Below are 25,400 nucleotides of genomic sequence, written 5' to 3'. Positions count from 1 at the left end.
CATGGCAAGCACCGACCGACAGGTCGTCATCATCACCGGCGCCGGCCGCGGCCTCGGCCGCGCGCACGCCCTCGAGTTCGCCCGCCGCGGCGCGGCGGTCGTGGTCAACGACCTCGGCGCCGGCCTCGACGGCACCGGCAAGGCCGACGACCCCGCGCAGCAGGTCGTCGAGGAGGTACGCGCACTCGGCGGCGAAGCGATCGCCAACGGCAGCGACATCAGCGATCCCGAGGGCGCCGAGAAGCTGTTGCAGGACGCCCTCAACGAGTGGGGCCGGGTCGACGTACTGGTCAACAACGCCGGGATCCTGCGCGACCGGATGCTGGTCAACATGTCCATCGACGAGTGGGACGCCGTCATCAAGGTCCACCTGCGCGGCACCTTCGCGCCGATGAGCGTGGCCGCCCAGCACTGGCGCGAGCTCTCCAAGCAGGGCGAGGACGTGGATGCCCGGATCATCAACACCACCTCCTCCTCCGGGATCTACGGCAACCCGGGGCAGATCAACTACGGCGCCGCCAAGGCCGGCATCGCGGCGATGACCGTGATCGCCGCCCAGGAGCTGCGCCGATACGGCATCACCGTCAACGCGATCGCCCCGGCAGCGCTGACCCGGATGACCGAGAACCTCAACCCCAACCGGCCCCAGGTGGCCGAGGGTGAGTGGAACCCGGGCGCACCGGAGAACGTCTCCCCCGTGGTCGCCTGGCTGGCCTCGCCGTCCGCGCGCGAGGTGACCGGTCGCGTCTTCAACGTACGCGGCGGGCACGTGAGCGTGGCCGAGGGCTGGGTCGCCGGCCCCACCGACGAGAAGGACGGCCCGTGGACCGTCGAGGAGCTCGAAGTGGTGCTGCCCAGCATGATCGCGGAGGCACGGGCGAACTCGCTCACCAGTGGAAGGACCCCGCAGGCATGAGTCTGGACCAGTCCGTCATCGGCGTGCGCTCCGAGCCGGAGGAGCGGTCCTGGAGCAGTGCCGACACGCTGCTGTACGCCCTCGGTGTCGGCGCCGGCCACGACGACCCGCTGACCGACCTGCGCTACACCAGCGAGCACGGCGACGATGCGTGCCCCGAGCAGAAGGTGCTGCCAACGTTCGGCGTGATGGTCACCTGGGGCGCCAGGCGCGGCGGGAGAAGGATGGGCGACTTCAACCCGGCCATGCTGGTCCACGCCGAACAGGAGGTCGTCCTGCACCGGCCGCTGGCCGCGGAGGGGACCGTCTCGCTGACGTCCCAGGTGACCGGCATGTACGACAAGGGCTCGGGAGCCTTGGTCGCGAGCGAGGCCGAGGCGGTCGACCCGGCGACGGGCGAACCCGTCGTGACCACGCGCAGCTCCGTGTTCATCCGGGGCGAGGGCGGGTTCGGCGGCGACCCCGGGCCCAGGGTCGCCTCTCCGATCCCCGACCGCGATCCCGACGAGCTGGTGACGATGCCGACCTGGCCCGGCCAGGCCCTGCTCTACCGGCTCAGCGGCGACCACAACCCGCTGCACTCGGACCCGCGCTTCGCCGCGCGGGGCGGCTTCGAGCGCCCGATCCTGCACGGGCTGTGCACCTACGGGGTCACCGGCCGCGCGCTGATCGGCACGATGGCCGGAGGCGACGGGGACGCGATGGCCTCGATGGCCGGCCGGTTCTCCTCACCGGTCCTTCCCGGCGAGACCCTGCAGGTCGCGATGTGGCGGGTCGATGAGGTGACGACCGCCTTCCAGACCAGGAAGGAGGACGGCACCGTGGTCATCGACCGCGGGCTGGCCACATGGCGCTGACCGTCGAACGCACTCTGGGAGCTACTCGGCCGCCTGAGCCGCGGGCTCGGCGACCTCCCCGACGAAGAGCCGCTGGGCCAACGCGATCGCGTGCCGAGACACCCGCCGTGCCTGGCGCTTGGTCTCGCACGCGGCCGTCATCCGGGCCGCCTCACCGATGAGCGCGGTCAGGATCGCGCCGAGCAGCTGGTTCTCGTCGCTGACACCGAGGCCGAGCACCTGCAGGTTGCGGCGGATCCACTCGATGTTGCGACGGCGGCGCATCATCTCGAACCCCGGCGGGCCGTCGCCGGCGTAGAAGACGGGCAGCAGCTCGCGGTCCTCCCATACCGCGTCGAGGTAGGCCAGGGCACCCGCCTCGAACTGGTCGAGCGGCGCCTCGACGCCGCTCTTGCGCGCCTTCGCGACGCTGGCGGCCGCAGCCGCGGCCAGCCGGTCGACGTACTCCTCCCACAGGGCGAGGTAGAGCTGCTCCTTGCCACCGAAGTGGTGGTAGACGCTCCCGACGCTGGAGCCGGCACGGGCGACGACGTCGGAGACGCTGGCCACTGCGTAGCCCTTCTCCGCGAAGACCTCGCGCGACGCGTCCAGGAGCTGACGGCGCGTCTCCTCGGTCTTCGCCCAGCGACGCCCTCCCGGGCGCTGCGATTCGACCTCTAGGGCCATCGTTCACTCCTCGTCGTGGTGCCGGGATCTTCTCACAATATGCGCAATTCCTCTTGACGACGAACCGCTACTGCGTGACGCTTCTCATAGTTCATTCTAGAAAACCATTCTAGAAACTCACTCTAACCGAAGGAGCGGGCAATGATCGACTTCGCGCTGGGAGAAGAGCATCGAGCAGTCAAGGAGGCCGTGCGCCAGTTCGTCACCAAGGAGGTGATGCCACTGGAGGACCAGGTCCTCCTCAACGAGCGCAACGGCCGTCCTGCGCTCGAGCCGGGACAGCTCAAGGACCTGCAGGCCAAGGCCCGCAAGTACGGCTACTGGGGCATCAACACCCCGGAGGAGTACGGCGGCATGGCCGCGGGGGCCGTGATGTCGGCGATCATCGCCGGTGAGGCCGGCCGCACCTTCGTGCCGTTCCGCTTCGGCGGCAGCGCCGACAACATCCTCTACGCCGGCACCGAGGCGCAGAAGCAGGAGTACCTCATCCCGACCATCGAGGGTGAGCGCCGCAGCTGCTTCGCGATCACCGAGCCCGGCGCCGGCTCCGACGCCCGCAGCATCCGGTCCAGGGCGGTCCGGGACGGCGACGACTGGGTGATCAACGGCGAGAAGGTCTTCATCACCAACGGCAACGAGGCCGACTTCGTGATGGTCTTCGCCGTCACGGACCCGGAGAAGGGCGCCGACGGCGGCGTCACCTGCTTCCTGGTCGACCGGGCGATGGGCTGGGAGTCCACGCCCATCCCGACCATGGGCGAGTGGGGTCCGGCGGCGCTGAGCTTCCAGGACGTGCGCGTCCCGAACGACCACATCCTCGGCGAGGAGGGCAAGGGCTTCGAGCTGGCGATGCAGTGGATCGGCAACGGTCGCTTCATGATCCCGGCCGGGGCCATCGGCGCCGCGGAGCGGATGCTCGAGATGGCGATCGAGCACGCCAACAACCGGCACTCGATGGGCCAGGCGATCGCCAACTACCAGTTCATCCAGGGCCACATCGCCGACAGCGCCGTCGAGCTGGAGGCCGCCCGCTGGCTGACCCTGCACGCCGCGTGGCAGGTCGAGAACAAGATGGACGCCCGGCACACCTCCTCGATCGCGAAGCTGTACGGCACCAACATGGCCAACCGCGTCGTCGACCGCGTCCTCCAGATCCACGGCGGGATGGGCTACACCAAGGAGCTCCCTCTGGAGCGCTGGTACCGCGAGCTGCGCCTGCTGCGCATCTTCGAGGGCACGGACGAGATCCAGCGCCGTACGATCGCCCGAAATCTCCTCAAGGGCAACGTCAAGGTGGGAGCGTCGTTGGCATGAGCACCGTCGACGCCGACCGACTGCAGGAGTTCTTCCGCCCGAAGTCGGTCGCCCTGGTGGGGGCGACCGACAAGTCGGGCTGGTCACTGAGCACTTACAACAACCTTCTCCAGCACGGCTTCTCCGGTGACGTGCACCTGGTGAACCCCAAGACGCCTGTCGTCCACGGTGTCGAGACCCACCGCAGCCTCTCCGCCATCCCGGGACCGGTCGACCTCGTCTACGTCATGACGCCGATCGAGGTCGTGCCGCTGGTCCTCGAGGAGGGTGCGGCCCGTGGCATCCGGAACTACGTCATCCTCACCGCCGGCTACGGCGAGGTCGGTGAGGAGGGCGTGGTCCGCGAGCAGGAGGTCGCCGACATCGCCCGCAGGCACGACCTGACCGTCCTCGGCCCGAACGGCAACGGGTTCATCAACGCGGCCGACTCGATCACTCCGTACGGACTGCCGATCCCGCCGCCGCTCCTGGGTGGTTCGGTGGGGGTCGTGCTGCAGAGCGGTGCGCTGGCCAGCAACGTGCTGGCCTTCGCCCAGGCCCGCAACATCGGGATCTCCCTCCTGGTCTCGATGGGCAACGAGACCGCGATGTCGGTGACCGACGTGATGAACGCGCTGGTCGACTCACCGCAGACGAAGGTGATCGCGCTCTTCCTGGAGAGCATCCGGCACCCGGAGGAGTTCGCCGAGATCGCCCGGCGGGCGCTGGCGGCGGGCAAGCCGATCGTGGCTCTCAAGATCGGCCGCAGCGCCAAGGCATCCCGGACCGCACAGGCCCACACGGGTGCGTTGGTGGGTGACGACAAGACCGTCGACGCCGCCTTCCGTCAGCTCGGCGTGATCCGCGTGGGCTCGTTGGAGGACCTGATGGTCACCGCCGGCATGCTCGCCGAGACCGGCCCGCTCCCGGGCAACCGGATCGGCGTCGTCACCCCCTCGGGCGGCGCCTCCGAGATCATCTCCGACCGTGCCGAGGACGAAGGACTCGAGCTCCCGGAGTTCGCCGAGGCGACCACAACAGCGCTACGCGAGGTGCTGCCGCCCTTCGCCACGCCGAACAACCCGCTCGACGTCACCGGGTACGTGCTGCTCGACCGGCAGCTCATGTCGAAGGCGCTCGGCGTCGTCGCCGCCGATCCCGGTGTCGACGTCATCATGCTGCTGCAGGACATGCCCCGGACGACACCCGACTTCGACCTCGCGGTGGAGACCTACCGGCACACGGCAGGGGTGATCCGGTCCTCGCCGAAACCGGTCGTGATCGTGGGCAACGTCCTGATCGACGTGAGCGAGACCGGGCGGGCCCTTCGGGAGGCGGCCGGCTACCCGCAGATCGCGGGTGGCATCGAGCACGGGATGACGGCGCTGGGCCACGCGGTCCGCTGGTCGCAGACCTACCGGCGCCATCAGTCCGGCGCGGATGCGCCGGTCGCGGTCGAGGTGACCATGACGGACGGGCTGCCACCACGTGCCGGGACGTGGACCGAGCGTCATGCGTCCGGGTTCCTGGCGGCCAACGGCGTCCCGATGGTGCCGTCCCGGGTGGCCACCTCCCCCGACGAGGCCGCGCACCACGCCGAGGAGGTCGGTTTCCCCGTGGTGCTGAAGGCGGCCGCCGACGATCTGGAGCACAAGAGCGACCTCGGTGGCGTAGAGCTCGGCCTGAACGACGCGGAGTCCGTACGCACCGCGGCTGCGCGGATCGCCGGCTCCCTCGCGCAGGCGGGCCACGACGGCACCACGACCGTCGTCCAGCCGATGCGATCGGGTGGCACGGAGCTGCTCGTCGGTGTCGTCCGCGACCCGTCGTGGGGTCTCACGCTGGCGGTCGCGATGGGCGGCGTCTGGGTCGAGATCCTCGGCGACTCCCAGCTCCGCCTGCTGCCGGTCTCGGAGGCCGAGGCTCAGCAGGCGGTCGAGTCGCTGCGCAGTGCCGCCGTCCTCCGGGGCGCCCGAGGCCAGGCTCCGGCCGACCTGGACGCGCTCGCCGGCGTGGTGGCCAGGATCGGCGCGATCGCCGTCGCTCTCGGCGACGACCTCGAGTCGCTCGAGGTCAACCCGCTGCTGGTCTCCGGGGACCGGATCGAGGCGCTCGACGCGCTGATCACCTGGCGGAGCTGAGCCGCTCACGAGGCCCGGGGCGCGAACAGCGCCTCGGGCCGGAGTGGCCTCGCGACGACCGGTCCCGGCGTCGGCTAGATTGCCGGTCACCGCAAGCCCGAGAAGGAGCTCAGATGACCGCACCACTGGCACGTACGGCACAGATGATGGCGCTCGCGTTCATGACCATGGTCGTGGGGCTGGGGGTCATCGTCGCGCTCAGCATCCCCGATGCCGACCTGCAGCTGCCCTCGGCGTACGTCATCGGCGGGCAGGTCGCGGCCGGCGTGGTCATGGCCGTGCTGTGCTCGGCGATCGGCTTCCGCGCCGCGCCGATCACGCCCGGGACCCCTCCGGAGAAGGCGACCAGCGAGGGCCTGCAGAAGCACCAGACGTCGATGATCCTGCGGCTCGTCCTCGGCGAGGCCGTCGCACTCGTCTCTCTCGCCCTGGCCTTCGTCCTCACCGAGGGGCAGCTGATGACGTACCTCATCGGTGGTGCCATCTCGCTGGTCCTGATGGCCTACTTCGCCTACCCGTCGGCCCGCAACATCCGCAAGGTGGAGGCCAGCCTCGACAGCGCTGGTGTGCCGTCGAGGCTGGCAGAGGCGTTCGGCGTGGGTGATGGTCCGTCCAGCACCCACAAGGTGCTCTAGACCGTCAGGTCGATTCCCTCGGCGGCAAGCGCCTCGCGGTAGGCCTCGACGTTGCGCATCTTCACGCTCTCATAGCCCCGCACCATGTCCGGGAGCTCCGCGAGACGGACGGCCCTGGCGTAGGACTCCTCGGTGAGGTCGGCGGCGAGGCCGGTGACCAGCGCGGAGTAGTGCGCGAGCAGGGCGCGCTCGGTGCGGCGTACGTGGAAGCGACCGAAGGGGTCGAAGACCGTGCCGCGGAGGAACTTCAGCGTCGCCAGCAGGCGCAGGATGAAGTGGGAGCGCGGGCCGAAGGACATCTTGCCGCCCTTCAGGAACGCGCCGAAGATCGGCGGGGAGAGCTTGAAGCTGATCTTGCCCTGGACCTCGGCACGGACACCGTCCAAGGCGGCCGGAGCGGTGAGGAGCCGGGCGACCTCGTACTCGTCCTTGTAGGCGGTGAGCTTGAACAGGTAGCGGGCGACGGCCTCGGAGAAGCGGGTGTCCGCGGTCACCGCTCGCTCGGCGTTCCAGATCCGGTCGACGGTCTCGACGTAGTCCCGGGCGGTTGCCTGGTTCTGGAAGGCGACGAGCTTCGGGGCGCGGACCCCGGCGAGGCGGCGCACCTCGCCGTCGAACGTCGCGGCGTCCAGAGCCGGCACGGCGATCTCCTCGACCGAAGCGGTCGCGGTGCCGGTGACCTTGGCGAACTCCTCCGGCGCGGCGACCGAGGCGCGGCCCCAGCGGAAGGCGGCGACGTTGGCGCTGACCGCGACCCCGTTGATGCCGATGGCCTCCTCGATCGCCTCGGCGGGGATCGGCAGGGCGCCGGTCTGGTAGGCGGCGCCGACCAGCAGGAAGTTGGCCGCGGCGGTGTTGCCGAAGAGCGTCTCCGCCGCCGCCAGCGCGTCGAAGGCACGCAGCGAGGACGTCGCGCTGTTCACGCGGGTGAGCAGCTCGTCGTCGGCCGGGTAGGCGATGTCCTTGTCGTAGACCATCGGCCCGGTCGGCGTCTTGCTGGTAGACACGACCGCGCGGGTGCGCGCCGGGTCGCCGTAGGCGAGGTTCTTGCCCTCGGCCAGGGTGAGCAGGTCGAAGCCGAGCAGCGCGTCGGCCGACCCGGGGGTGACCCGGTTGGAGGGGTCGATCGCGCCCGGGCCGAACCGCAGGTGCGCCGTCACCGGACCCGCCTTCTGGCTCATCCCGACCTGGTCGAGCGACTCCACGCCGAAGCCGGCGCGCAGCGCGGCGGTCGCGAGCACCTGGTTGACCGTGACGATGCCGGTGCCGCCGATGCCGGCCATGAAGACGCCGTACGTCCGCTCCAGCTCGCCGTAGCCCGGGTCGGCCACCGTCGGCGGCTCGGGGGTCGACTTCTTCGCCTTCTTGACCGTCGGGTCGGTCTCGACGGCCATGAAGGAGGGGCACTCCCCCTCGACGCAGGTGTAGTCGGTGTTGCAGGAGGTCTGGTCGATGCGGGTCTTGCGGCCCAGCTCGGTCTCGACCGGCTGCACGGAGAGGCAGTTGGACTTCACGCCGCAGTCGCCGCAGCCCTCGCACACGGCCTCGTTGATCACGATCCGGGTGTTGCGGGCCTCGATCGTGCCGCGCTTGCGCTGACGTCGCGCGTCGGCGGCACAGTGCTGGTCGTAGATCAGGACGGTCACGCCCTCGACCTCACGCAGCTCCCGCTGGGCGTCGTCGAGGCGGTCGCGGTGCCACAGCCGTACGCCTGCGGGGAAGTGGGCGCGGCGGTAGCGCTTCGGCTCGTCGGCGACGACGATGATCGCCTTGACGCCCTCGTTCATCAGCTTGTGGGTCAGCTGCGCCATCGCGACCTCGCCCTGCCGCTTCTGGGCACCGGTCATCGCGACGACGTCGTTGTGGAGCAGCTTGTAGGTGATGTTGACCCCGGCCGCGACGCACGCCTGGATGGCCAGCTGCGCGGAGTGGAAGAAGGTGCCGTCACCGACGTTCTGGAACGTGTGGCCGGCGTGGCTGTAGGGCGCCTGTCCGATCCACTGCGAGCCCTCGCCGCCCATCTGGGTGATGCCGACGACCGCGCTGTCCTCACGCTGGGAGGCGGTCACCAGGGTGTGGCAGCCGATGCCGCCGCCGCCCAGCGAACCGTCAGGCAGCGCGGTGGAGCGGTTGTGCGGGCAGCCGCTGCAGAAGTAGGGGGTGCGCGAGGTCGAGAGCAGCGGCAGGTCGATCCGGGCGGGCCCGGCGGCCTTCAGCTGGGCGTGGCCCTTCAGCGCACGACGCAGCGGCGCGAGCAGGCGGCCGGCGGTCAGCTCGCCGTCGAGCGGGACCAGCGGGACACCGTTGCGGTCCTTCTTGCCGATGATGACGGGAGCGGAGGGAGCGCCGTAGAGGATCTCGCGGATGCCCTGCTCGATGAAGGAGGTCTTGTCCTCGACGACGACGATCTCCTCGAGCCCGTCGGCGAACTCCGAGACGATCGTCGGCTCGACCGGCCACATCATGCCCAGGCGCAGCACTCGGATCCCGGCGGCGACCAGGGCGTCGTGGTCGAGGCCGAGGTCCTTCAGGCCCTGGCGCATCGAGTCGTAGCACGAGCCGGAGGCGACGATGCCGACCTTGGCGTTCGGTGCCTTGACCTCGATCCGGTTGAGGCGGTTCTCGGCGGCGTACGCCTTCACGACGTTCATCCGGGGGCCGTAGAGCTTCGCTTCGGCGCCGACGATCCGGTCGGGGAAGAGCTCGATCTTGGTCGGCTCGTAGGAGTAGGGGACGCCCTCCCACTCGGTCTTCGGGGTGACCGGATCGAGTACGCCGATCTCCGGGTTGACCACCCAGGCGCCGTCCGCGACGTCGGCGACGATCTTGAGCGCGACGACGCAGCCGGAGGCGCGCGAAAGGGCGATGCCCTCCATGCCGTACTCGACGATCTCGGAGGCGTTGCGCGGGAACAGCACCGGGATGCCAAGCGAGGCCAGGGTGCGCTCGCTGACCGCGGGCACCGTGGACGACTTCGCGGCCGGGTCGTCGCCGACCAGCATCAGCATGCCGCCGGTCGGGTGGGCGCCGTACATGTTGGCGTGACGCATCGCGTCGAGCGCGCGGTCGACGCCGGGACCCTTGCCGTACCAGACCCCGGTCACGCCGTCGTAGCGCTCGGTGTCGAGGGTGACGGCAGACTGCGAACCCCACACCGCGGTGGCGGCGAGCTCCTCGTTGAGGCCAGGGACCACGGTGATGTCGGCGTCGGCCATCTCCTTCGGCAGGCCCAGCAGCAGCTGGTCGAGACCGCCGAGCGGGCTGCCCGGGTAGCCGGAGATGAAGGTGCCGGTCCGCAGGCCGCGGCGCTGGTCAAGGGCCCGCTGCTCGACGAGCATCCGCGCGATCGCCTGGATCCCGGTGAGCAACACCGGGCCGGCTCCGACTCGATAGCGGTCTGCCAGGTCGTAGGCCTCGAACGAGGTCCCGGGCTCGAACACTGCGGTCATAGGGGTGACTCCTCAATCTGCCGGGCGGCGCTGGTGGTCCGTCTGGAGCGTTTGCCGGGACTGCCGGGGTGGGGCTGTCCCGAAGGAACCACCCGCAGGGTGTGCGGGTGGCCTGAGTCACATCATCGTTGATGGAACGGGCGTGATGCCAATCACCAGGCGACGCTGAGGTACTGCGTCTCCAGGTACTCCTCCAGCCCGGCCCGCGCGCCCTCGCGCCCGATGCCGCTCTGCTTCACCCCGCCGAACGGCGCCGACGGGTCGGAGACGAGGCCGCGGTTGACCCCGACCATCCCGGCGTCGATCCGCTCGGCGACGTGCAGCGCCTCGCCCATCTCGCCGAAGACGTACGCCGCCAGGCCGAACTCGGTGTCGTTGACGGAGGCCAGCAGCTCCTCGGTGTCGTTCCAGACCACGATCGGTGCCACCGGCCCGAAGATCTCCTCGCGCAGCAGCGGCGAGTCGGCCGGTACGCCGGTCAGAACCGTGGGCGGGTAGAAGTAGCCCTCCGAGGCGGGGACCTCGGCGCGGTGGGCGATCTCGGCGCCGGCGGCCACGGCGGCGTCGACGAGGCCGGTGACGGTGGCGTACGCCTTCGCGGAGATGAGCGGGCCGATGTCGCTGCCCTGCTCGGCGGGCCCGACCCGGAGCGCCTCCACGGCCGCACCGAGGCGGGCGGTGAACTCCTCGGCGACGTCGGCGTGGACGTAGAGCCGGTTTGCCGCGGTGCAGGCCTGTCCCCCGTTGCGGAACTTGGCGACCATCGCGCCCTCGACCGCTGCTTCGACGTCCGCCGAGGCGGTCACCACGAACGGCGCGTTGCCGCCGAGCTCCATCGAGGTGTTCACGACCCGGTCGGCGGCCTGGCGGAGCAGGATGCGGCCGACGCCGGTCGAGCCGGTGAAGGAGATCTTGCGGACCCGTGCGTCGGCGAGCCAGGTGCTGACGATGCCGGCGGCGTCCAAGCCGGGCACCACGTTGACGACGCCGTCCGGCACGCCGGCCTCGGCGATCAGCCGGGCGACCGCGAGGGCCGTCAGCGGCGTCTCGGCCGCTGGCTTGAGCACGACCGTGCAGCCGGCCGCGAGGGCCGGCGCGATCTTGCGGGTGGCCATCGCGGCCGGGAAGTTCCACGGCGTCACGAGGGCGGCCACGCCCACCGGCTTGTGGGTGACGATGGTGCGTGTGCCGCCGGCCGGCGAGGAACCGAAGTCGCCGTGGGGACGCACGGCCTCCTCGGCGTACCAGCGGAAGAACTCGGCGGCGTACACGACCTCGCCGCGGGCGTCGGCGAGGGACTTGCCGTTCTCGAGCGCGATCAGGGCGGCGAGCTCGTCGGCGTCGCGCAGCATCAGGTCACGTACGCGGCTGAGCAGGTCGCTGCGGGTTCGCGGCGGGAGCGCCGACCACGCGGGCAGCGCCTCGGCTGCCGCGTCGACGGCCGCGGTCGCGTCCTCGCTGGATCCGTCGGCGACGTCGGCGACGAGATCACGGGTGGCGGGGTTCTCGACCGCGAAGACGCCGGCTGTGCCCGGACGCCACCGGCCGCCGACGAGGACGCCGCTGCCGGGCTCGAGGGCGTCGAGGTAGCTCGTCTCGGTGCTCGTGGTCACTTGGTCTCCTCCAGTGCGGTCGTGAGTACGTCCAGGGCTTCGTCGAGCAGCTCGTCGGAGATGCTCAGCGGGGGCAGGAAGCGGATGACGTTGCCCCAGGTGCCACAGGTCAGGGTGATGACACCCTGGCTGTGAGCGTAGGCCGCGACGGCCTTGGCCACCGCACCGTCCGGGTTGCCGGTGGCCGGGTCCACGAACTCGGCCGCGATCATCGCGCCCCGGCCGCGTACGTCGCCGATGCGCGGGTCGCTCGCCTGCAGGTCACGGAGCCGACCGAGGAGACGCTCCTCGATCGCGCGGGCCCGGGTGAGCAGGTCGTCGGCCTCGATGGTCTCGATCACGGCGAGCGCGGCGGCGCAGGCGAGCGGGTTGCCGCCGTAGGTGCCGCCCAGGCCGCCCGGGTGGACGGCGTCCATGACGTCGGCTCGGCCGGTCACCGCGGAGAGCGGCAGGCCGCCGGCGATGCCCTTGGCGCTGACCACCAGGTCCGGGACGACGTCGTCGTGCTCGACGGCGAACCAGGTGCCGGTTCGGCCGAAGCCGGACTGCACCTCGTCGGCCACGAAGATCACGTCGTTCGCCCGGCACCACTCCGCCAGCGCGGAGAGGAAGCCCGGTGCCGGGACGATGAAGCCGCCCTCGCCCTGCACCGGCTCGATCACGACGGCGGCGAGGTTCTCGGCACCGACCTGCGTCTCGATCAGGGAGGTCGCCCGGGCCGCCGCCAGCTTGCCGTCGATCTCGGCGGCGTCGCGGAACGGGTAGGACATCGGCGCCCGGTAGACCTCACCCGCGAACGGCCCGAAGCCGTGCTTGTAGGGCATGTTCTTCGCGGTCATCGCCATGGTGAGGTTGGTGCGCCCGTGGTAGGCGTGGTCGAAGACGACGACCGCGTCCTTGCCGGTGAACGAGCGGGCGATCTTGACCGCGTTCTCGACGGCCTCGGACCCGGAGTTGAACAGGGCGGTGCGCTTCTCGTGGTCACCGGGGGTGAGCCGGGCGAGCTGCTCGGCGACGGCCACGTAGCCCTCGTAGGGCGTGACCATGAAGCAGGTGTGGGTGAAGGCCGCCACCTGGTCGGCGACCGCCTCGACCACCTTGGCGGCGCTGGAGCCGACGGTGGTCACGGCGATGCCGGAGCCGAGGTCGATGAAGCGGTTGCCGTCGACGTCCTCGACGATCCCGCCGGCCGCGCGGGCGGCGAAGACGGGCATGGTCGTGGCCACACCCTGGCTCACGGCCGCCACCTTGCGGGCCATGAGCTCCTGGGAGCGCGGGCCGGGAAGCGGCGTACGCAGGAGACGGGACTGTTCGAGGGTCGAGGACTCGGTCATGGGTTCAGCATGATCCTCCACGACACATGTCGTCCAAGACCTTTTGACTACTACAATCATGTCTCGTGAGCATGGATCTGCGGCTGTTGCGCTACTTCGTCGCCACCGCCGACGCGGGCTCCGCGACCCGGGCCGCCGAGGTGCTGCACGTGACCCAGCCGGTGCTGTCGCGGCAGCTGCGCCAGCTCGAGGCGAACCTGGGCGTGCCGCTGTTCGCAAGGGAAGGCCGACGGCTGCGCCTGACCCGGACGGCCGAGGACCTCCTCCCCCGTGCCCGCGACCTGCTCGCGCACGCCGACGACCTCGAGCGCGCCGTCGAGGTGCTCGCCTCCGGCCGGCTCGACGAGCTCCATCTCGCGGTGCCCTCCACGACACTGACCGACGTGCTCGCGCCGTTCCTGGCGACGCTCGGGCCCGACGACCCGGTGGCGATGGTCCGCGAGCTCGATCCGCGCGGCGCGGCCGCGGCCGTCCGCGCCGGTGCCGACCTGGCGATCGTCACCCGGCCCCCGGCCAGGTCCCTGGCCTCGCGAGCGCTCGCCGTGCTGCCGGTGTGGGCCTATGTCCGGCCCGACGATCCGTGGGCGGAGCGGGGGTCCGTGGACGTACGCGATCTGGTGGCGCGGCCGCTCGTGCTCCTCACCGAGGATCTGCGGCCACGGCCGCTCCTGGACGCAGCGGTCGAGGACGCCGCCGTGGGCTACGGCGACGTCCTCGAGGTGACCAACGCCCAGGTCGCGCAGGCCCTCGCGGCCTCGGGCCGCGGGATCGCGGTCGTCTCCGACGACCCGCGCTTCGGCCTGGTGCCCCTGCACATCGAGGCACCGGCCGGGAGGGTCCGGATCAGGCTGTACGCCGCCTGGGACCCGCAGCACCACGCCGCCGAGGCCCTCGCGGCCCTGGCCGAGCGGCTCTCGGCGTTCTGCGTCGAGCGCTACGGTGCCGAGGTCGCCGTCCGCTGAGCCGACATCGACGTCAGGGCGGCCAGGATCCGCTCGGTGACCTCGTCGACCGGGCCGAGGCCGTCGACCCTCGCGAGCAGGTCGCGCTCGGCGTAGCTGTCGGCGAGCGGGCCGGTCTCGGCGGCGTACACCTCCAGCCGGCGGCGGATGACCGACTCGGTGTCGTCGGCGCGGCCCTGCTCCTCGGACCGGGCCAGGAGCCGGCTCACCAGCTCGTCGGGGTCCGCCTCGAGCAGCACCACAGCGTCGAGCCCGACGCCGGAGAGCTCGAGGAGCGAATCGAGCTCGACGACCTGCTGCGGGGTGCGCGGATAGCCGTCGAGGAGGAACCCGTCGGCGCAGTCACGCTCGGCGAGGCGGTCGGCGACCATGGCGTTGGTGATCTCGTCCGGGACGTACTCCCCCGCGTCCATGTACGTCTGTGCCGCCACGCCCAGCGTCGTCTGCTGGGCGACGTTCGTCCGGAAGATGTCGCCGGTCGAGATCGCCGGCACTGCGAACCGCTCGGCGATGACGGCGGCCTGGGTGCCCTTGCCGGCACCGGGCGGACCCATGAGGAGGAGGCGCATACGAAGGGTGGACCTTTCTCGAGGGTGGCGCGCTCACCCCCACGATGAGCGCGCCAGGTCGGAGGCTAGGCGTCGCTTCGCTGCGATCACGTTGCATCCGGTCAGACCTCTGCCAGACCTCTGGGTCAGCGGCCGCCGATCCGGCGAGCGATCTCCTCGCCCACACGTACGGCGCCGTCGACGTGCTGGAAGCCGTGGCCGGCGACGTCGCTGCTGCCGAACTCGATCGGCCCGAGCGGTTCGCGCAGCACCGCGCCCCAGCGGGTCAGCCCACCCAGGTCGAAGCTCGTCCCGTACGCACCGCCGGTGAGCTCCTGGTGCTGCCAGTCGCTCTCGACGAAGGTGAGCGGCTCGAGCGCCGCCTCCCCGAAGTACGCCGCCAGCGACTCGAGCACCTGATGCCGCCGCTCGGCGTCGGAGAGCCTGCCGACCGCGTCCGCGCGCTCGTCGGAGACGAAGCCGACCAGCGTCCCGCGCTGCTCGCCCTCGGGGGTGTTGTCGTAGACCTCGTGGACCAGCTGCCAGGGTGCGAAGCCGGTGCCGCTGAGCCCGTCGGCACGCCAGAACGGCGTCTCGTACTGCGCCTGCACCTTGATGACCAGCCCGAACGACTGGTGCTCGCGGGCGATCCGGTGCTCGGCTGGAAGCTCGGGACTGAACCGGATCCGCTTGACCAGGGTCGGCGGCACGGCGAGGACCAGCCGGCGCGCGGCATGGATCTCGGTGCCGACGTGGACGACGGTGCCGTCCTCGTCCCACTCCACCAGCGTGACGTCCTGCCCGAGGCGGACCGGGTCCCCCAGCCGCTCGGCCAGCGTCAACGGCACTCGCTGCAGGCCTCCGACGACCCGGCGATCGAGGATCACGTCGGCGTCGACGAGGTTGCTGAACGACCCCGCGCTCGCGGCCATCTGCACGGCCTGGAGCACGGAGAACGAGTGGGCGGGCTTCGTCAGCATCGCGGGCCCGATGTAGAGGGCGACGTTGTCGACGGCGACCGGGTCGTCGCACTGCTGCTCGAGCCAGGCACGGAACGAGACGCTGTCGAGGTGGTCGGCGTCGTCGAGCTCCCACGGCCGGGCCGGGTCCATCGCGGCGGCCAGCCCGTCGAGCGTCTTGGTCAGCTGCGCGATGGCGGCCGAGGTGGCCTCGCCGACCGGCAGGTCGTCGCCGAAACGGTGCGCCACCCCCGCCTTGTCGACGTAGAGCGACTCACCCTCGCGGAAACGCGGGTAGGTCGGTAGGCCGAGCTCGTCGAGGATCCCGATCAGGGCGTCCTGGTCCGGCGAGACCCACTGGCCGCCGATCTCGAAGTCTGCCTCTTCCCCGGGCGCACCGTGCGCCTCCGTACGCAGCCGGCCGCCGACGCGGTCGCGCGCCTCCAGGACGAGCACGTCCTGTCCTGCCTGGGCCAGTCGCCAGGCCGCGGTCAGGCCGGTGACACCGGCGCCGACCACGATCACGTCGTGGGTGGTCATGTCAGTTCTCCTGTTTGTCGGTGGGCCGCTGGTCAGGGCGCTGGGCGAGCAGCGGAAGGCTCGGGTCCCAGCGGGTGCCGTCGGCCTCGTCGCGCTTGCGGCGGGCGATGCCCGAGAGCGCCTCGAGGACGACCCGGTTGGCGAGGAACGAGGTGATGTCGGCGTGGTCGTAGGGCGGGGAGACCTCGACGACGTCGATGCCGACGACCGGCAGCTCGTAGGCGATCCGGCGGACCGAGTCGAGCAACTGGCGGGCGGTCAGGCCGCCCGGCTCCGGCGTGCCGGTGCCGGGGGCATGCCCGGGGTCGCAGACGTCGATGTCGACCGAGAGGAAGACCCCGTCGCACTCGTCGGTGGCGATCGTGAACGCCTCGGTCAGGCACTCCTCCAGGCCGCGGTGCACGATCTCGGTCATCTCGTAGGAGCGCATGCCCTGCTCGGCCATCCAGTCCAGCGTCTCGGGCTCGGGCCAGTAGCCGCGCAGCCCCATCTGCAGGAACCGGTCGCCGCGCAGGGCTCCGGACTCGATGAGCCGGCGCATCGGCTGGCCGTGCCCGATCAGCGAGCCGAACTCGATGTCGCCGGTGTCGGCATGGGCGTCGAAGTGGATCATCGAGACGCGTCCCTGGCCGAGGTGCTGGGCGACGCCGGCGGCGTCGGGCCAGGCGATGGTGTGGTCTCCGCCCAGCACCAGCGGGATGGCGCCGTTGCTCGTCACGGCGTGCACGGCCTCCTGCAGATCGCGCACAGACCGCTCGGCGTCGCCGGAGTACATCTCCACATCACCCGCGTCCAGCACACGTAGGTCCCGCAGCGCGTCGACGCGCATCGCGAGCGAGGGCCGCGACCCGTCGTGGGGCAGGTAGCAGGTCTGCCGGATGAACTGCGGGCCGAACCGGGTGCCCGACCGGTGCGACGTACCTCCGTCGAAGGGGGCACCGAGGATGACCACATCGGCACCCTCGTACGTCGCGGGGTCGGCCCAGTCACACCGGTCGACACCCAGGAAGGTGATGTCGGGGCCGAACTGGGTTCCGTAGCGAGCCATGGCGTTCTTCTCTCTCGTTCGATTCTCGTGATGGGTGGATGTCTCTAATCCTCGGTCGGGTCGACGACCAGGAACCGCTCGCCGGGACGACGGGCGAGGTAGACGTAGTAGTAGGCGAGGGCGGCGACCACGACACCGGCCGTGATCAGGATGTCCATCCGCGCGGAGCCGGCCAGCGCGTAGCCGATCGCGCCGATGACGACCAGCGGCGGCAGCGGCCACAGGGGCATCCGCCAGCCCTGGGCAGCGGGCCCCTGGCGACGGGCGCGGAGCGCCGCGATCGCCACGACGACGTACATCGTGGAGATGACCACCGAGGTCACACCGAGCAGCGCCTCGATCTCGACGGCGCCGGCGAGGATCGCGCCGGGGATGCCGATGACGAGGGTGGCCAGCCACGGGGTGGAGTAGCGCGGGTGCAGCTTGGTGAGGACCCCGTTGACCGGTGCCGGCCAGGAGCGGTCGCGGGCGGAGGCGTAGACGACCCGGGCGTTCTGCAGCACCATCACGATGACGGCGTTGAGGATCGCGACGGCGATGGCGACGTTCACGGCGACCGCGACCCGCTCTCCGCCCCAGGCGGCGACCCACTGGGAGAAGTTGCCGGAGGCGAGGTCGCTGAGGTCGTCGACCGCGAGGACCGTGGTGACGGTCGGGATGAGGATGACCAGGCCACCCAGGCCGAGCGTCCAGAAGATGACGCGGGCGACGTTGCGACGCGGGTCGACGATCTCCTCGGAGAGGTAGACCGTGGTGCCGAAGCCGCTGACCAGGAACGTACTCACGGCGAGACCGGAGATGAGGATCGCCAGGGTGAAGGGCTCCAGGCCGTTCTCACCGATGACGTGCGGCGAGACCAGCTCGCCGGGGCCGCGCTGGACGTGGCCGAGCCCGAGTACGACGACGACGGCGGCGGCGATCATCTCGAGGGCGAGGAAGGTGCCGGTGACGATGGCATTGGCCTTGATGTTGAGGATCGCCGTGGCGGTCGAGAGGAGCATCACGATCGCACCGGTCGCGGCCCGCGGCAGCTCCACCAGGTCGGCCAGGTAGTCGGCCGTGCCGAGGGCGAAGATCGGCGGGATCAGCCAGAGCAGGACGCCCGCCAGGGAGAACGTCAGCCAGCCCATCGACTTGCCGAGGGTCTGGGTGACCATCGCGTACTCACCGCCGGAGCTGGCGGTGCGGGTGCCGAGCTCGGCGTAGCACGCGGCGATCGCGATCGAGACCGCGAAGCCGGCGACGACGGCCAGCACCGCGCCGCTTCCCTGGGTCGCGAACAGCTCCGGCACGATGATGAACAGGCTCGAGGCCGGCGTGATGCACGACAGCACCAGCAGGACCGCGGCGCCGGGTCCGAGCACCCGGGCGAGCCGCCGCCGTTCGTGCGCCGGCTTCACCCCGTCCGGGCTCACCTGCATGGATTCGATCATCGCGGGTCTCCTTGTGATGAGGGTACAGCGGGTTTTGAACGCTGTACAAAACTTTGAACGGCATTCAAAGTGACCCAGATCACCGCTAGAGTCAAGGGGTGGGACCGAAGATTTCACCCCGCGAGCACAAGGAGACACTGTCGAGGTGACGCGCACACGCTCCAACAGACGCCTGGAACGACCGCGCGAGCAGGTGCTCGCGACCACCCTGGAGATGGTGGCCGAGCAGGGGCTCGCCAAGGTGACGATGGCCTCGCTCGCCGCCAGGCTCGGCACCAGCGGCGGCCACCTCCTCTACTACTTCGGCACCCGCAACGGCCTGCTCCTCGAGACCCTGCGATGGAGCGAGAACGAGTACGCAGCACAGCGGGCGCCCATCCTGGAGAAGGCCGAGAAGGACGGCTCCGGAGGAGTCGACGCGCTGGTGTCCTTCACCGACGTCTACCTCGCCCTCGACGAGCGTGACCCGCGCTGGCTCCTCTGGCTCGAGCTGTGGGCACGGGCGCCGTACGACTCCGAGCTCGCCGCCGCGCAGCGCGCGATGGACGACGAGTGGCACGCCGACCTGGTCCGGCTCTTCGCCGCGGCGCTCCCCGAGGTGCCCGACCGTGAAGCCGTCTCCGAGCGGCTGCGGGCGATGTGGGACGGCTTCAGCATCGGCATCGTCACCGGCGGTGGCACGACCCTGCGCGAGCACGCCCTCGCCCACACCCGCGCCGCCGTCACCGGGCACGAGGGGTAGCGGGCATGCCGATCGCGTCCTGGTTCCCCGAGGCCCAGCTGGGCATCTTCGTCCACTGGGGCATCTACAGCGTCGACGGCGTCGCCGAGTCCTGGTCGTTCTACGACGGCCGGGTCCCCTACGCCGACTACATGGCCCAGCTCGACGGCTTCACCGCCTCCAAGTTCGACGCCGACGCGTGGGCCGAGCTCTTCGAGCGGGCGGGGGCGACGTACGCCGTGCTCACCGCCAAGCACCACGACGGGGTCGCGCTCTACGACACCGACGCCAACGACCTCTCGGTGGTCAGCAGGACGCCGGCGGGCCGCGACCTCGTCGCCGAGTTCGTCGAGGCCGTACGCCGCCGAGGTCTGAAGGTAGGCCTCTACTTCTCCCACCTCGACTGGTCCCACCCCGACTACGCGACGGTGCGGCCGGACGTCCAGCATCCCGTGGTCCAGGACAACCCGTACGCCGTACCGCGGCCGGGCGACGAGGAGCCCGAGCGCTGGGAGCGCTACCTGGAGTTCCACCGCGCCCAGATCCGGGAGGTGGTGACCCGCTACCAACCGGATCTGCTCTGGTTCGACGGCGAGTGGGAGCGCGACGAGCGGCAGTGGCGGATGCGGGAGCTGCGTACGGAGCTGCGCGAGCTCGCGCCCGAGATGGTCGTCAACGGCCGGATGCACGGCCACGGCGACTACGTGACCCCGGAACAGGGCGTTCCGATCGAGCCGCCCGACGGTCCGTGGGAGCTCTGCTTGACCATCAACGACTCCTGGGGCTGGCAGCCGCACGACGACAACCACAAGTCACCGCGCCAGCTCGTACGCACCTTCGTGGAGACCATCGGCGGTGGCGGCAACCTGCTGCTCGACGTCGGCCCGCGCGAGGACGGCACCATCACGCCCGAGCAGACCGAGCGCCTCGAGGCGCTCGGCGACTGGGTCTCCCGCCACTCCCCCGCCGTCCACGGCATCCGTCGCGGTCTTCCCCACGGTCACTTTTACGGCCCGACCGCCGCCTCGGCCGACGGCCGGACCCTGTACCTCTACGTCCTCGACCGGCCCAACGACTACGTCGTGGTCCGCGGCCTGCGCAACCAGGTCCTCAAGGCGTACGTCCTCGGGAACGGCACCGAGCTCGACCATCAGCGCATCGGCGGGCTCCACGATGTCCCCGGCTGGGAGTACGTCTTCACCACCGACGACGCCCTCGACCCGCTGTGCACCGTGATCGCCCTCGAGCTCGACGGCGAGGCCTCGGTCCACCGCGAGCACGAGGCCCACTAGTCAGCAGCTCACCCGACCGACGGGCATATCCAGGTCGCCGACGACTGCGGGGATGAGCCCCGCCGGCATGGGTTTCGAGGCTGGCGGCCGTCCGCCGGTTCCGCTGTCGTCGGCGTCCTTCGATACCGAGCGGGGCGTTGCGTGGCTCATGCGTCCATCGCGTAGGAGCGCTCGATCAAGTCGGTCATCGCATGTTGGAGGTCGCGGCGCTTCGTATCGCTCCAGCCTCTGGTCAGCTCAGCGAACACTTCCTCCTGCCAGCGATGTGCATGGTCCAGCATCGATCGGCCCGCAGGCGCGAGTGACGCTTCGCGTCGTCGGCCATCGGCCGCGGGCGCTGCCATAAGGAGATACCCAGCTGCAGTGGCGCTCTTGATCAACCGTGACGCGCCGCTCTGGTCGATCCCGATCTCATGCGCGATCGCGTTCACCGTTGCCGAGGTCTCGCGCGAGTTGAGCGCATGGACGGCCTCGCAAACGAGCACGAGCCGCCCCTGCTCACCGCCCGCGTCTGCTGCGATAGATCGGCGCGACCAGTGTCTGACGAAGTGGAACAGGACCTGTCCCGGACCGAGGTCGATCATTCGGTTGCCGCCATCTCACGGCAGATGTAGGCCAGCTCGAGCGCGGCCTTGAGGTCCGGCAGCCTGAGAGTTGCCGTGACCTTCCCGCCGGAGGCACGGAAAACCGTCGCTACCCGGGTGGGCGTCGTGCTCTTTGGCCAGGTCGCGTCCTCCTCGACCACCATCAGTCGCTCGCCGACAGGGTGCCAAGACCGAGGGATCAGCTTGATCCCAGAGCGCTCGACCCACTCGGCGAACTGCGCAGGCGTGATCGGACCCGCTCCCTTCGGTCCGAGCACGACGACCGGATCACCGACCGCGCCTGCCGACCGCTGCAGGTCGCCGGCGTTGACGCTGTCATGCCACTCGTTGACCGCTTCTTCAAGGTTGGGTTCCATGATCAGAAGTCTATGCGATTCGCATACATCTACGATCTCGGCTCATGTGCGTCGGGTGAAGCGGATATCGCCGCTGGGTAGGCGTTCGTGGAGGTAGGCGGTGTCGTGGGCGCGGTGGTGGTGATGGCTGCAGAGCAGGGCGGCGTTGTCGAGGTCGGTGGCACCGCCTTGGGCCCATTCGATCCAGTGGTGGGCCTCGGCCCAGGTGCCGGGGATGTCGCAGCCCTCGGCCTCACAGGTCGCCGAACGGAGCAGCAGCGCTCGGCGTTGGGCGGCGGTGAAGAAACGTTCCTTGCGACCGAGATCGAGGACCTCGGATTCGCCGCCGAGGACGGCCGGGATGATGTTGGCGGTGCAGGCCAGGCGGCGTGCCTCGGCCGCGGTGATCGGATTCCCGCCAACGATGTCGCCGATGCCGGCTTCCTTGCGGAGCTGGTCGATGTCGATGGTCACGATCACCGTGGTGGCATCCCCGCCGTGGATCGGCAGGCGCTGTGGGTCGAGGGTCTCCAGCATGTGGCAGAACGCACGGCCCAGGCGCCGGTCATAGGGCAGGTACTCGCCGGTCTCGGCGCGGGTGCCGTCGTCGCGGCGGGGTGAGGCGAAGGCCTCCAGGTTGGTGGCCAGCCGGTCCGCGGCCGCATCCGGCACCACAGCCGAGATCCGGGTGGTGCCGTCCCCGAGCCGGCGCATCGCCAGGCGGGTCTTCTTGCGGGCGTGGGCCTCCTCGGCAGCGAGGCGTTTGGCTTCTTCGGCCTCGGCGATCTCAGGCGCGATCAGATCCAAGATCCGGCGGCCCAGGCGACGGAGCTGGGTGGGATCGAGCCGGGTCGCGTAGGCGACCAGGGCCTCTTCGGCCTTGGTCTTGATCTCGGGGTCGAGGTCGGCGGGGAACTCGTCGAGGGCGTCGACGATGACCTGTGCCTGGGCTGGGTTGCAGTCGCCGGCGCGCATCGCCGCGGCGATCAGCCCGTAGGTCCGGTCCAGGGCCTCGGCGAGGCGGAGGTCGGCGCGCAGGGTCTCTGGGCGCTGGTGGGTGTGGTGATGGAGCCAGGCCGCGACATCGCGCGCGGCACTCTCAGCGGCGACGTCGTCAGCTGTGGCGAGCACGCGGAGTTCGAGCTCAGCCAGTTGCGCCTTCGCCCGCGCGATCTCGAGCAGGGTGGCGGCCTTCTGGTCGGTGGCCATGAACGAGGGGTTCGCCTCAGCAACCGCATCGAGGGCGTCGGTGATCGCGACCACGGCACCGAGCACGGGGTGTTGTGGCTGTTGCAGCGTGGTCATCACGGTCACCTCCCGACGTACGAACTCTCCACACCCGCGCACGCGGATGTGTTCTGGTTCGCTGGTCTCGGAGGCCCGGCAGTACGGGCTATTACTTACCCTCGCAGCTCAGCGTTCACGCCCCTGGTTCCCCTGGATTACCCGTCATCCGTTGTGTCTCGGATGGATAGGGCACGCCTCTTTCGAGGTGGTCGGCCTTCACGTTTACGCCTGCGCCGAGCCTACCACACAAGGCAAAACAAGCGAACCCACTCAGGGACAGATATCCCCACCAAAAGCCAGACCGCTGCTGGAAGCCCGCAAGACAGCCAAATGGCACCCGCCCAGGCACCCTGCTTCTAAATCTCCCAACCCAATCCCGGTATTGGCCCCGCCCACGCTGGAACTCAGACACAAGGCACCAGCACCAGAAACCGCGGCCATGCCGCTAGTCCTCTAGGACGTACCGCAGATACCGAGAAGGGTCCGAGAGGAACCGCCGAGTCAGGTTGACCGGTTCGGCGTCGTCGTAGGAGACCTGCTCGATACGCCCGCCCTCGTCGAACTGCAGGATCTTCGCTCCGGGCAACGAGAGCAGGACCGGGGAGTGGGTGGCGATGATGAACTGGGATCTCTCGTCGGCGAGCTCGATGATGCGCGCGACCAGCGCCAGGCAGCCCTTGACCGAGAGCGCGGCCTCGGGTTCGTCCAGGATGTAGAGCCCGCCGGGCCCGAACCGGTTCATCGCCAAGTCGAGGAACGACTCCCCGTGGGAGCGCTCGTGCAGCGAGACCCCGCCGTAGGCGTCCGAGGTGTCCAGGTCGAGACGCTCGATCTCGGTGGCGACGTTGTAGAACGACTCCGCGCGCAGGAAGTAGCCGGTGCGCGGCCGCTTGAGCCCCCGCTGGATCATGATGTAGTCGGCGAGGGACGACTCGGTCGCGCGGGTGGCGAACCGGAACGAGATGGAGCCGCCCTCGGCGTTGAACCCGGACGCGACCGCGATCGCCTCGATGATCGTGGACTTCCCGGTGCCGTTGTCGCCGACGAGGAACGTGACCCGCTCGTCGAAGTCGATCCCGTCGCCGCCGGCCAGCTCGCGGACCACCGGCAGGGTGAACGGGTATCGGCCGGTGTCATGACTGGGATCAAGGGTGACGCGGGCGATGTAGCGCTCGTCGAACCGCACGCCCTCAACCCGCCTCGGGGTCGATGGGCGGTCTCCTCGCGCCGGTCGGATCCAGCCGATCGAGGATGGTCCCGGCGATCTCGGCCAGCTGGCCCACCTGCTCGGGACTCAGCGAGTCGAAGACGTACTCGCGCACCGCGTCCACATGACCGGGTGCGGAGGCGACCATCTTCTCGTGGCCCGCTTCGGTGAGACGTACGTTGGTCGCGCGGCGGTCACCCGGGCAGGTGTGGCGCTCGATGAGGCCGCGGTCGACCAGGCGCTTGACGACGTTGGAGAGCCGCGGCAGCGTCGAGTTGGTGTAGCCGGCCAGCTCGGTCATCCGCAGGGTCCGGTCGGGCACCTCGGAGAGCATGGCCAGCACGCCGTAGTCGAAGTGGGTCAGGCCGGCATCGCGTCGCAGCTGGGAGTCGAGAGCCCCCGGGAGCAGCTCGAGCACGGCGATGAGGCGTACCCATGCCACCCGCTCCGCCGGCGACAGCCAGTTGCCCTCCACGCCAGGGAGTGTGCCGCAGAAAGTTGCCCGGAACAAACAACGGTCACCTAGAGTTAGTTCAAGCAACAACTATTGGGTCGAATCGCAGGAGACCACCATGACCACCGCACCCGAGAGCACGACCGCCGCCGCGGACGCCCGCCTCCCGCAGACGCATCCGTTCGCCCAGCACCTGCGGACGGTCCAGGCGCGCGAGGCGACCGACCCGCATCGCGTCTGGACGCCGGCCGACGGGCCCCTGCCGAGCCTCTATCTGTCTCACGGCGGTGGCCCGCTGCCGCTGCAGAGCCCGGAGTGGCTTGACCCGCTGCACGCCTGGGCGCGGTCGCTGCCCCGGCCGAAGGCCATCCTGGTCATCTCCGCCCACTGGGAGTCGGCGCCGCTCTCGATCAGCGCCACCCGCCCCGACGAGCTGGTCTACGACTTCGGCGGCTTCGACCCGATCTACCACTCGGTGCGCTACGACACCCCCGACGCGAGCGAGCTCGCCCGCACCACCGCGGCGCTGATGCCCGACGCCGAGACCGCCCATCAGCACACCCGCCGCGGCCTCGACCACGGCGCCTGGGTGCCGCTGAAGATCATGTACCCGGCCGCCGACATCCCGGTCGTCCAGCTCTCGCTGCCCACCGAGGACCCCGACAAGCTGCTCGCCCTCGGCGAGCGCCTCCGGCCGCTGCGCGAGGAGGGTGTGCTCGTCGTCGGCTCGGGCCACATGACCCACGGGCTGCCCTTCATCACCCGCGAGATGATGACCGAGAACAAGCCCGCCGGCTGGTCCTCCGACTTCGACTCCTGGGCCGCCGAGGCCCTCGACCGCGGCGACGTCGCCGAGCTGGCCAGGTTCCGCACCGCCGCTCCCGGCATGCCGTACGCCCACCCGACCGTCGAGCACTTCACCCCGCTCTTCGTCACCCTGGGCGCGGCCACGGACCCGACGGCTCCGGTCACCACCACCCTCGACGGCTACGGCCTAGGCCTCTCCCGCCGCTCCTTCCAGGCCGCCTGACACCCCACCCCGAAGCGTCAATTCTTGACGCCGAAAGGTCGATTTCTGACGGCGAGGAGTCAGTTCCTCGCTGCC

At 70.3% G+C, this 25,400-nt stretch carries 22 protein-coding genes; 9 read left to right on the top strand and 13 right to left on the bottom strand.

Features of this window, described 5'->3' with window-relative positions:
• Window position 1: 1 nt before the first annotated feature.
• Together ABZY89_RS05125 and ABZY89_RS05120 are read left to right on the top strand one after the other, a co-directional pair.
• Window positions 2–916 carry an SDR family oxidoreductase gene (locus tag ABZY89_RS05125; RefSeq protein ID WP_355225169.1) on the top strand — a complete coding sequence of 305 codons (915 nt, stop codon included), beginning with the start codon at window positions 2–4 and terminating at the stop codon, window positions 914–916.
• A complete protein-coding gene (locus ABZY89_RS05120) occupies window positions 913–1,773 on the top strand; it encodes a MaoC/PaaZ C-terminal domain-containing protein (RefSeq protein WP_355225167.1) in 861 nt (286 codons plus the stop codon). The genes ABZY89_RS05125 and ABZY89_RS05120 overlap by 4 nt, the downstream gene beginning before the upstream one ends.
• A 21-nt stretch (window positions 1,774–1,794) precedes the next feature.
• Here the strand turns inward: ABZY89_RS05120 and ABZY89_RS05115 are convergent, their stop codons facing one another.
• Window positions 1,795–2,439 (bottom strand): helix-turn-helix domain-containing protein, encoded by a 645-nt coding sequence (locus ABZY89_RS05115; protein WP_355019804.1) that lies wholly within the window; start codon window positions 2,437–2,439, stop codon window positions 1,795–1,797.
• Between the two features lie 141 nt (window positions 2,440–2,580).
• Here ABZY89_RS05115 and ABZY89_RS05110 point away from each other — a divergent pair, with 141 nt between their 5' ends.
• The 3 genes from ABZY89_RS05110 (at window position 2,581) to ABZY89_RS05100 (ending at window position 6,508) form a co-directional block, all read left to right on the top strand.
• On the top strand, window positions 2,581–3,753 hold the full coding sequence (locus ABZY89_RS05110) for an acyl-CoA dehydrogenase family protein (protein ID WP_355225165.1): 1,173 nt from the start codon (window positions 2,581–2,583) through the stop codon (window positions 3,751–3,753).
• Window positions 3,750–5,873 (top strand): acetate--CoA ligase family protein, encoded by a 2,124-nt coding sequence (locus ABZY89_RS05105; protein ID WP_355225163.1) that lies wholly within the window; start codon window positions 3,750–3,752, stop codon window positions 5,871–5,873. Before ABZY89_RS05110 ends, ABZY89_RS05105 begins: the two co-directional genes overlap by 4 nt.
• Window positions 5,874–5,986: 113 nt before the next feature.
• On the top strand, window positions 5,987–6,508 hold the full coding sequence (locus ABZY89_RS05100; protein WP_355225162.1) for a hypothetical protein: 522 nt from the start codon (window positions 5,987–5,989) through the stop codon (window positions 6,506–6,508).
• On the opposite strand, the gene ABZY89_RS05095 is transcribed toward ABZY89_RS05100, so the two are convergent.
• From ABZY89_RS05095 to gabT, 3 genes are all read right to left on the bottom strand, one after another.
• Window positions 6,505–9,957 (bottom strand): indolepyruvate ferredoxin oxidoreductase family protein, encoded by a 3,453-nt coding sequence (locus ABZY89_RS05095; protein ID WP_355225160.1) that lies wholly within the window; start codon window positions 9,955–9,957, stop codon window positions 6,505–6,507. The genes ABZY89_RS05100 and ABZY89_RS05095 overlap by 4 nt on opposite strands.
• A gap of 152 nt (window positions 9,958–10,109) precedes the next feature.
• Window positions 10,110–11,570: an NAD-dependent succinate-semialdehyde dehydrogenase gene (locus ABZY89_RS05090; RefSeq protein WP_355225158.1), complete on the bottom strand. Its 1,461-nt coding sequence runs from the start codon at window positions 11,568–11,570 to the stop codon at window positions 10,110–10,112.
• Window positions 11,567–12,904 carry a 4-aminobutyrate--2-oxoglutarate transaminase gene (gene gabT / locus ABZY89_RS05085; protein ID WP_355225156.1) on the bottom strand — a complete coding sequence of 446 codons (1,338 nt, stop codon included), beginning with the start codon at window positions 12,902–12,904 and terminating at the stop codon, window positions 11,567–11,569. The genes ABZY89_RS05090 and gabT overlap by 4 nt, the downstream gene beginning before the upstream one ends.
• Window positions 12,905–12,975: 71 nt before the next feature.
• On the opposite strand from gabT, the gene ABZY89_RS05080 reads away from it, so the two are divergent.
• Complete coding sequence (locus ABZY89_RS05080; RefSeq protein WP_355225375.1) at window positions 12,976–13,866, top strand: LysR family transcriptional regulator; 891 nt, start codon at window positions 12,976–12,978, stop codon at window positions 13,864–13,866.
• Here the strand turns inward: ABZY89_RS05080 and ABZY89_RS05075 are convergent.
• The 4 genes from ABZY89_RS05075 to ABZY89_RS05060 all read right to left on the bottom strand — a co-directional run bounded on the left by ABZY89_RS05075 (window position 13,839) and on the right by ABZY89_RS05060 (window position 18,394).
• Window positions 13,839–14,435 (bottom strand): adenylate kinase, encoded by a 597-nt coding sequence (locus ABZY89_RS05075; RefSeq protein ID WP_355225154.1) that lies wholly within the window; start codon window positions 14,433–14,435, stop codon window positions 13,839–13,841. The genes ABZY89_RS05080 and ABZY89_RS05075 overlap by 28 nt on opposite strands.
• 125 nt (window positions 14,436–14,560) lie before the next feature.
• Window positions 14,561–15,913, bottom strand: a complete 1,353-nt coding sequence (locus ABZY89_RS05070; protein WP_355225152.1) for an NAD(P)/FAD-dependent oxidoreductase — start codon at window positions 15,911–15,913, stop codon at window positions 14,561–14,563.
• 1 nt (window position 15,914) lies between these two features.
• Window positions 15,915–16,961, bottom strand: coding sequence for an agmatinase (gene speB, locus ABZY89_RS05065; RefSeq protein ID WP_355225150.1), 1,047 nt, complete (start codon window positions 16,959–16,961; stop codon window positions 15,915–15,917).
• A gap of 44 nt (window positions 16,962–17,005) precedes the next feature.
• Entirely contained in the window at window positions 17,006–18,394 is a 1,389-nt protein-coding gene (locus ABZY89_RS05060) for an APC family permease (protein ID WP_355225149.1), read from the bottom strand.
• Window positions 18,395–18,539: 145 nt separating this feature from the next.
• On the opposite strand from ABZY89_RS05060, the gene ABZY89_RS05055 reads away from it, so the two are divergent.
• Both ABZY89_RS05055 and ABZY89_RS05050 read left to right on the top strand, forming a co-directional pair.
• Window positions 18,540–19,136, top strand: coding sequence for a TetR/AcrR family transcriptional regulator (locus ABZY89_RS05055; protein ID WP_355225147.1), 597 nt, complete (start codon window positions 18,540–18,542; stop codon window positions 19,134–19,136).
• A 5-nt stretch (window positions 19,137–19,141) separates the two neighbouring features.
• Window positions 19,142–20,407, top strand: a complete 1,266-nt coding sequence (locus ABZY89_RS05050; protein ID WP_355225145.1) for an alpha-L-fucosidase — start codon at window positions 19,142–19,144, stop codon at window positions 20,405–20,407.
• Between the two features lie 146 nt (window positions 20,408–20,553).
• On the opposite strand, the gene ABZY89_RS05045 is transcribed toward ABZY89_RS05050, so the two are convergent.
• From ABZY89_RS05045 to ABZY89_RS05025, 5 genes are all read right to left on the bottom strand, one after another.
• Window positions 20,554–20,991 carry a MarR family winged helix-turn-helix transcriptional regulator gene (locus ABZY89_RS05045; protein WP_355225143.1) on the bottom strand — a complete coding sequence of 146 codons (438 nt, stop codon included), beginning with the start codon at window positions 20,989–20,991 and terminating at the stop codon, window positions 20,554–20,556.
• On the bottom strand, window positions 20,988–21,368 hold the full coding sequence (locus ABZY89_RS05040; RefSeq protein WP_355225141.1) for a hypothetical protein: 381 nt from the start codon (window positions 21,366–21,368) through the stop codon (window positions 20,988–20,990). The genes ABZY89_RS05045 and ABZY89_RS05040 overlap by 4 nt, the downstream gene beginning before the upstream one ends.
• 42 nt (window positions 21,369–21,410) lie before the next feature.
• Window positions 21,411–22,652 (bottom strand): DUF222 domain-containing protein, encoded by a 1,242-nt coding sequence (locus tag ABZY89_RS05035; protein ID WP_355225139.1) that lies wholly within the window; start codon window positions 22,650–22,652, stop codon window positions 21,411–21,413.
• A 427-nt stretch (window positions 22,653–23,079) separates the two neighbouring features.
• Window positions 23,080–23,820 (bottom strand): AAA family ATPase, encoded by a 741-nt coding sequence (locus tag ABZY89_RS05030; RefSeq protein ID WP_355225137.1) that lies wholly within the window; start codon window positions 23,818–23,820, stop codon window positions 23,080–23,082.
• Between the two features lie 4 nt (window positions 23,821–23,824).
• Window positions 23,825–24,316, bottom strand: a complete 492-nt coding sequence (locus tag ABZY89_RS05025) for a MarR family transcriptional regulator (RefSeq protein WP_355225136.1) — start codon at window positions 24,314–24,316, stop codon at window positions 23,825–23,827.
• Between the two features lie 97 nt (window positions 24,317–24,413).
• Here ABZY89_RS05025 and ABZY89_RS05020 point away from each other — a divergent pair, with 97 nt between their 5' ends.
• Window positions 24,414–25,325 (top strand): class III extradiol ring-cleavage dioxygenase, encoded by a 912-nt coding sequence (locus ABZY89_RS05020; RefSeq protein WP_355225134.1) that lies wholly within the window; start codon window positions 24,414–24,416, stop codon window positions 25,323–25,325.
• Window positions 25,326–25,400: the final 75 nt, after the last annotated feature.

Origin of the sequence: Nocardioides sp. NPDC006303 (genome assembly GCF_040613175.1) — a bacterium.
Lineage (GTDB): Bacteria > Actinomycetota > Actinomycetes > Propionibacteriales > Nocardioidaceae > Nocardioides.
Note: the sequence above shows the minus strand (reverse complement) of the source record. Positions and strands in the feature narration are given on the sequence as shown.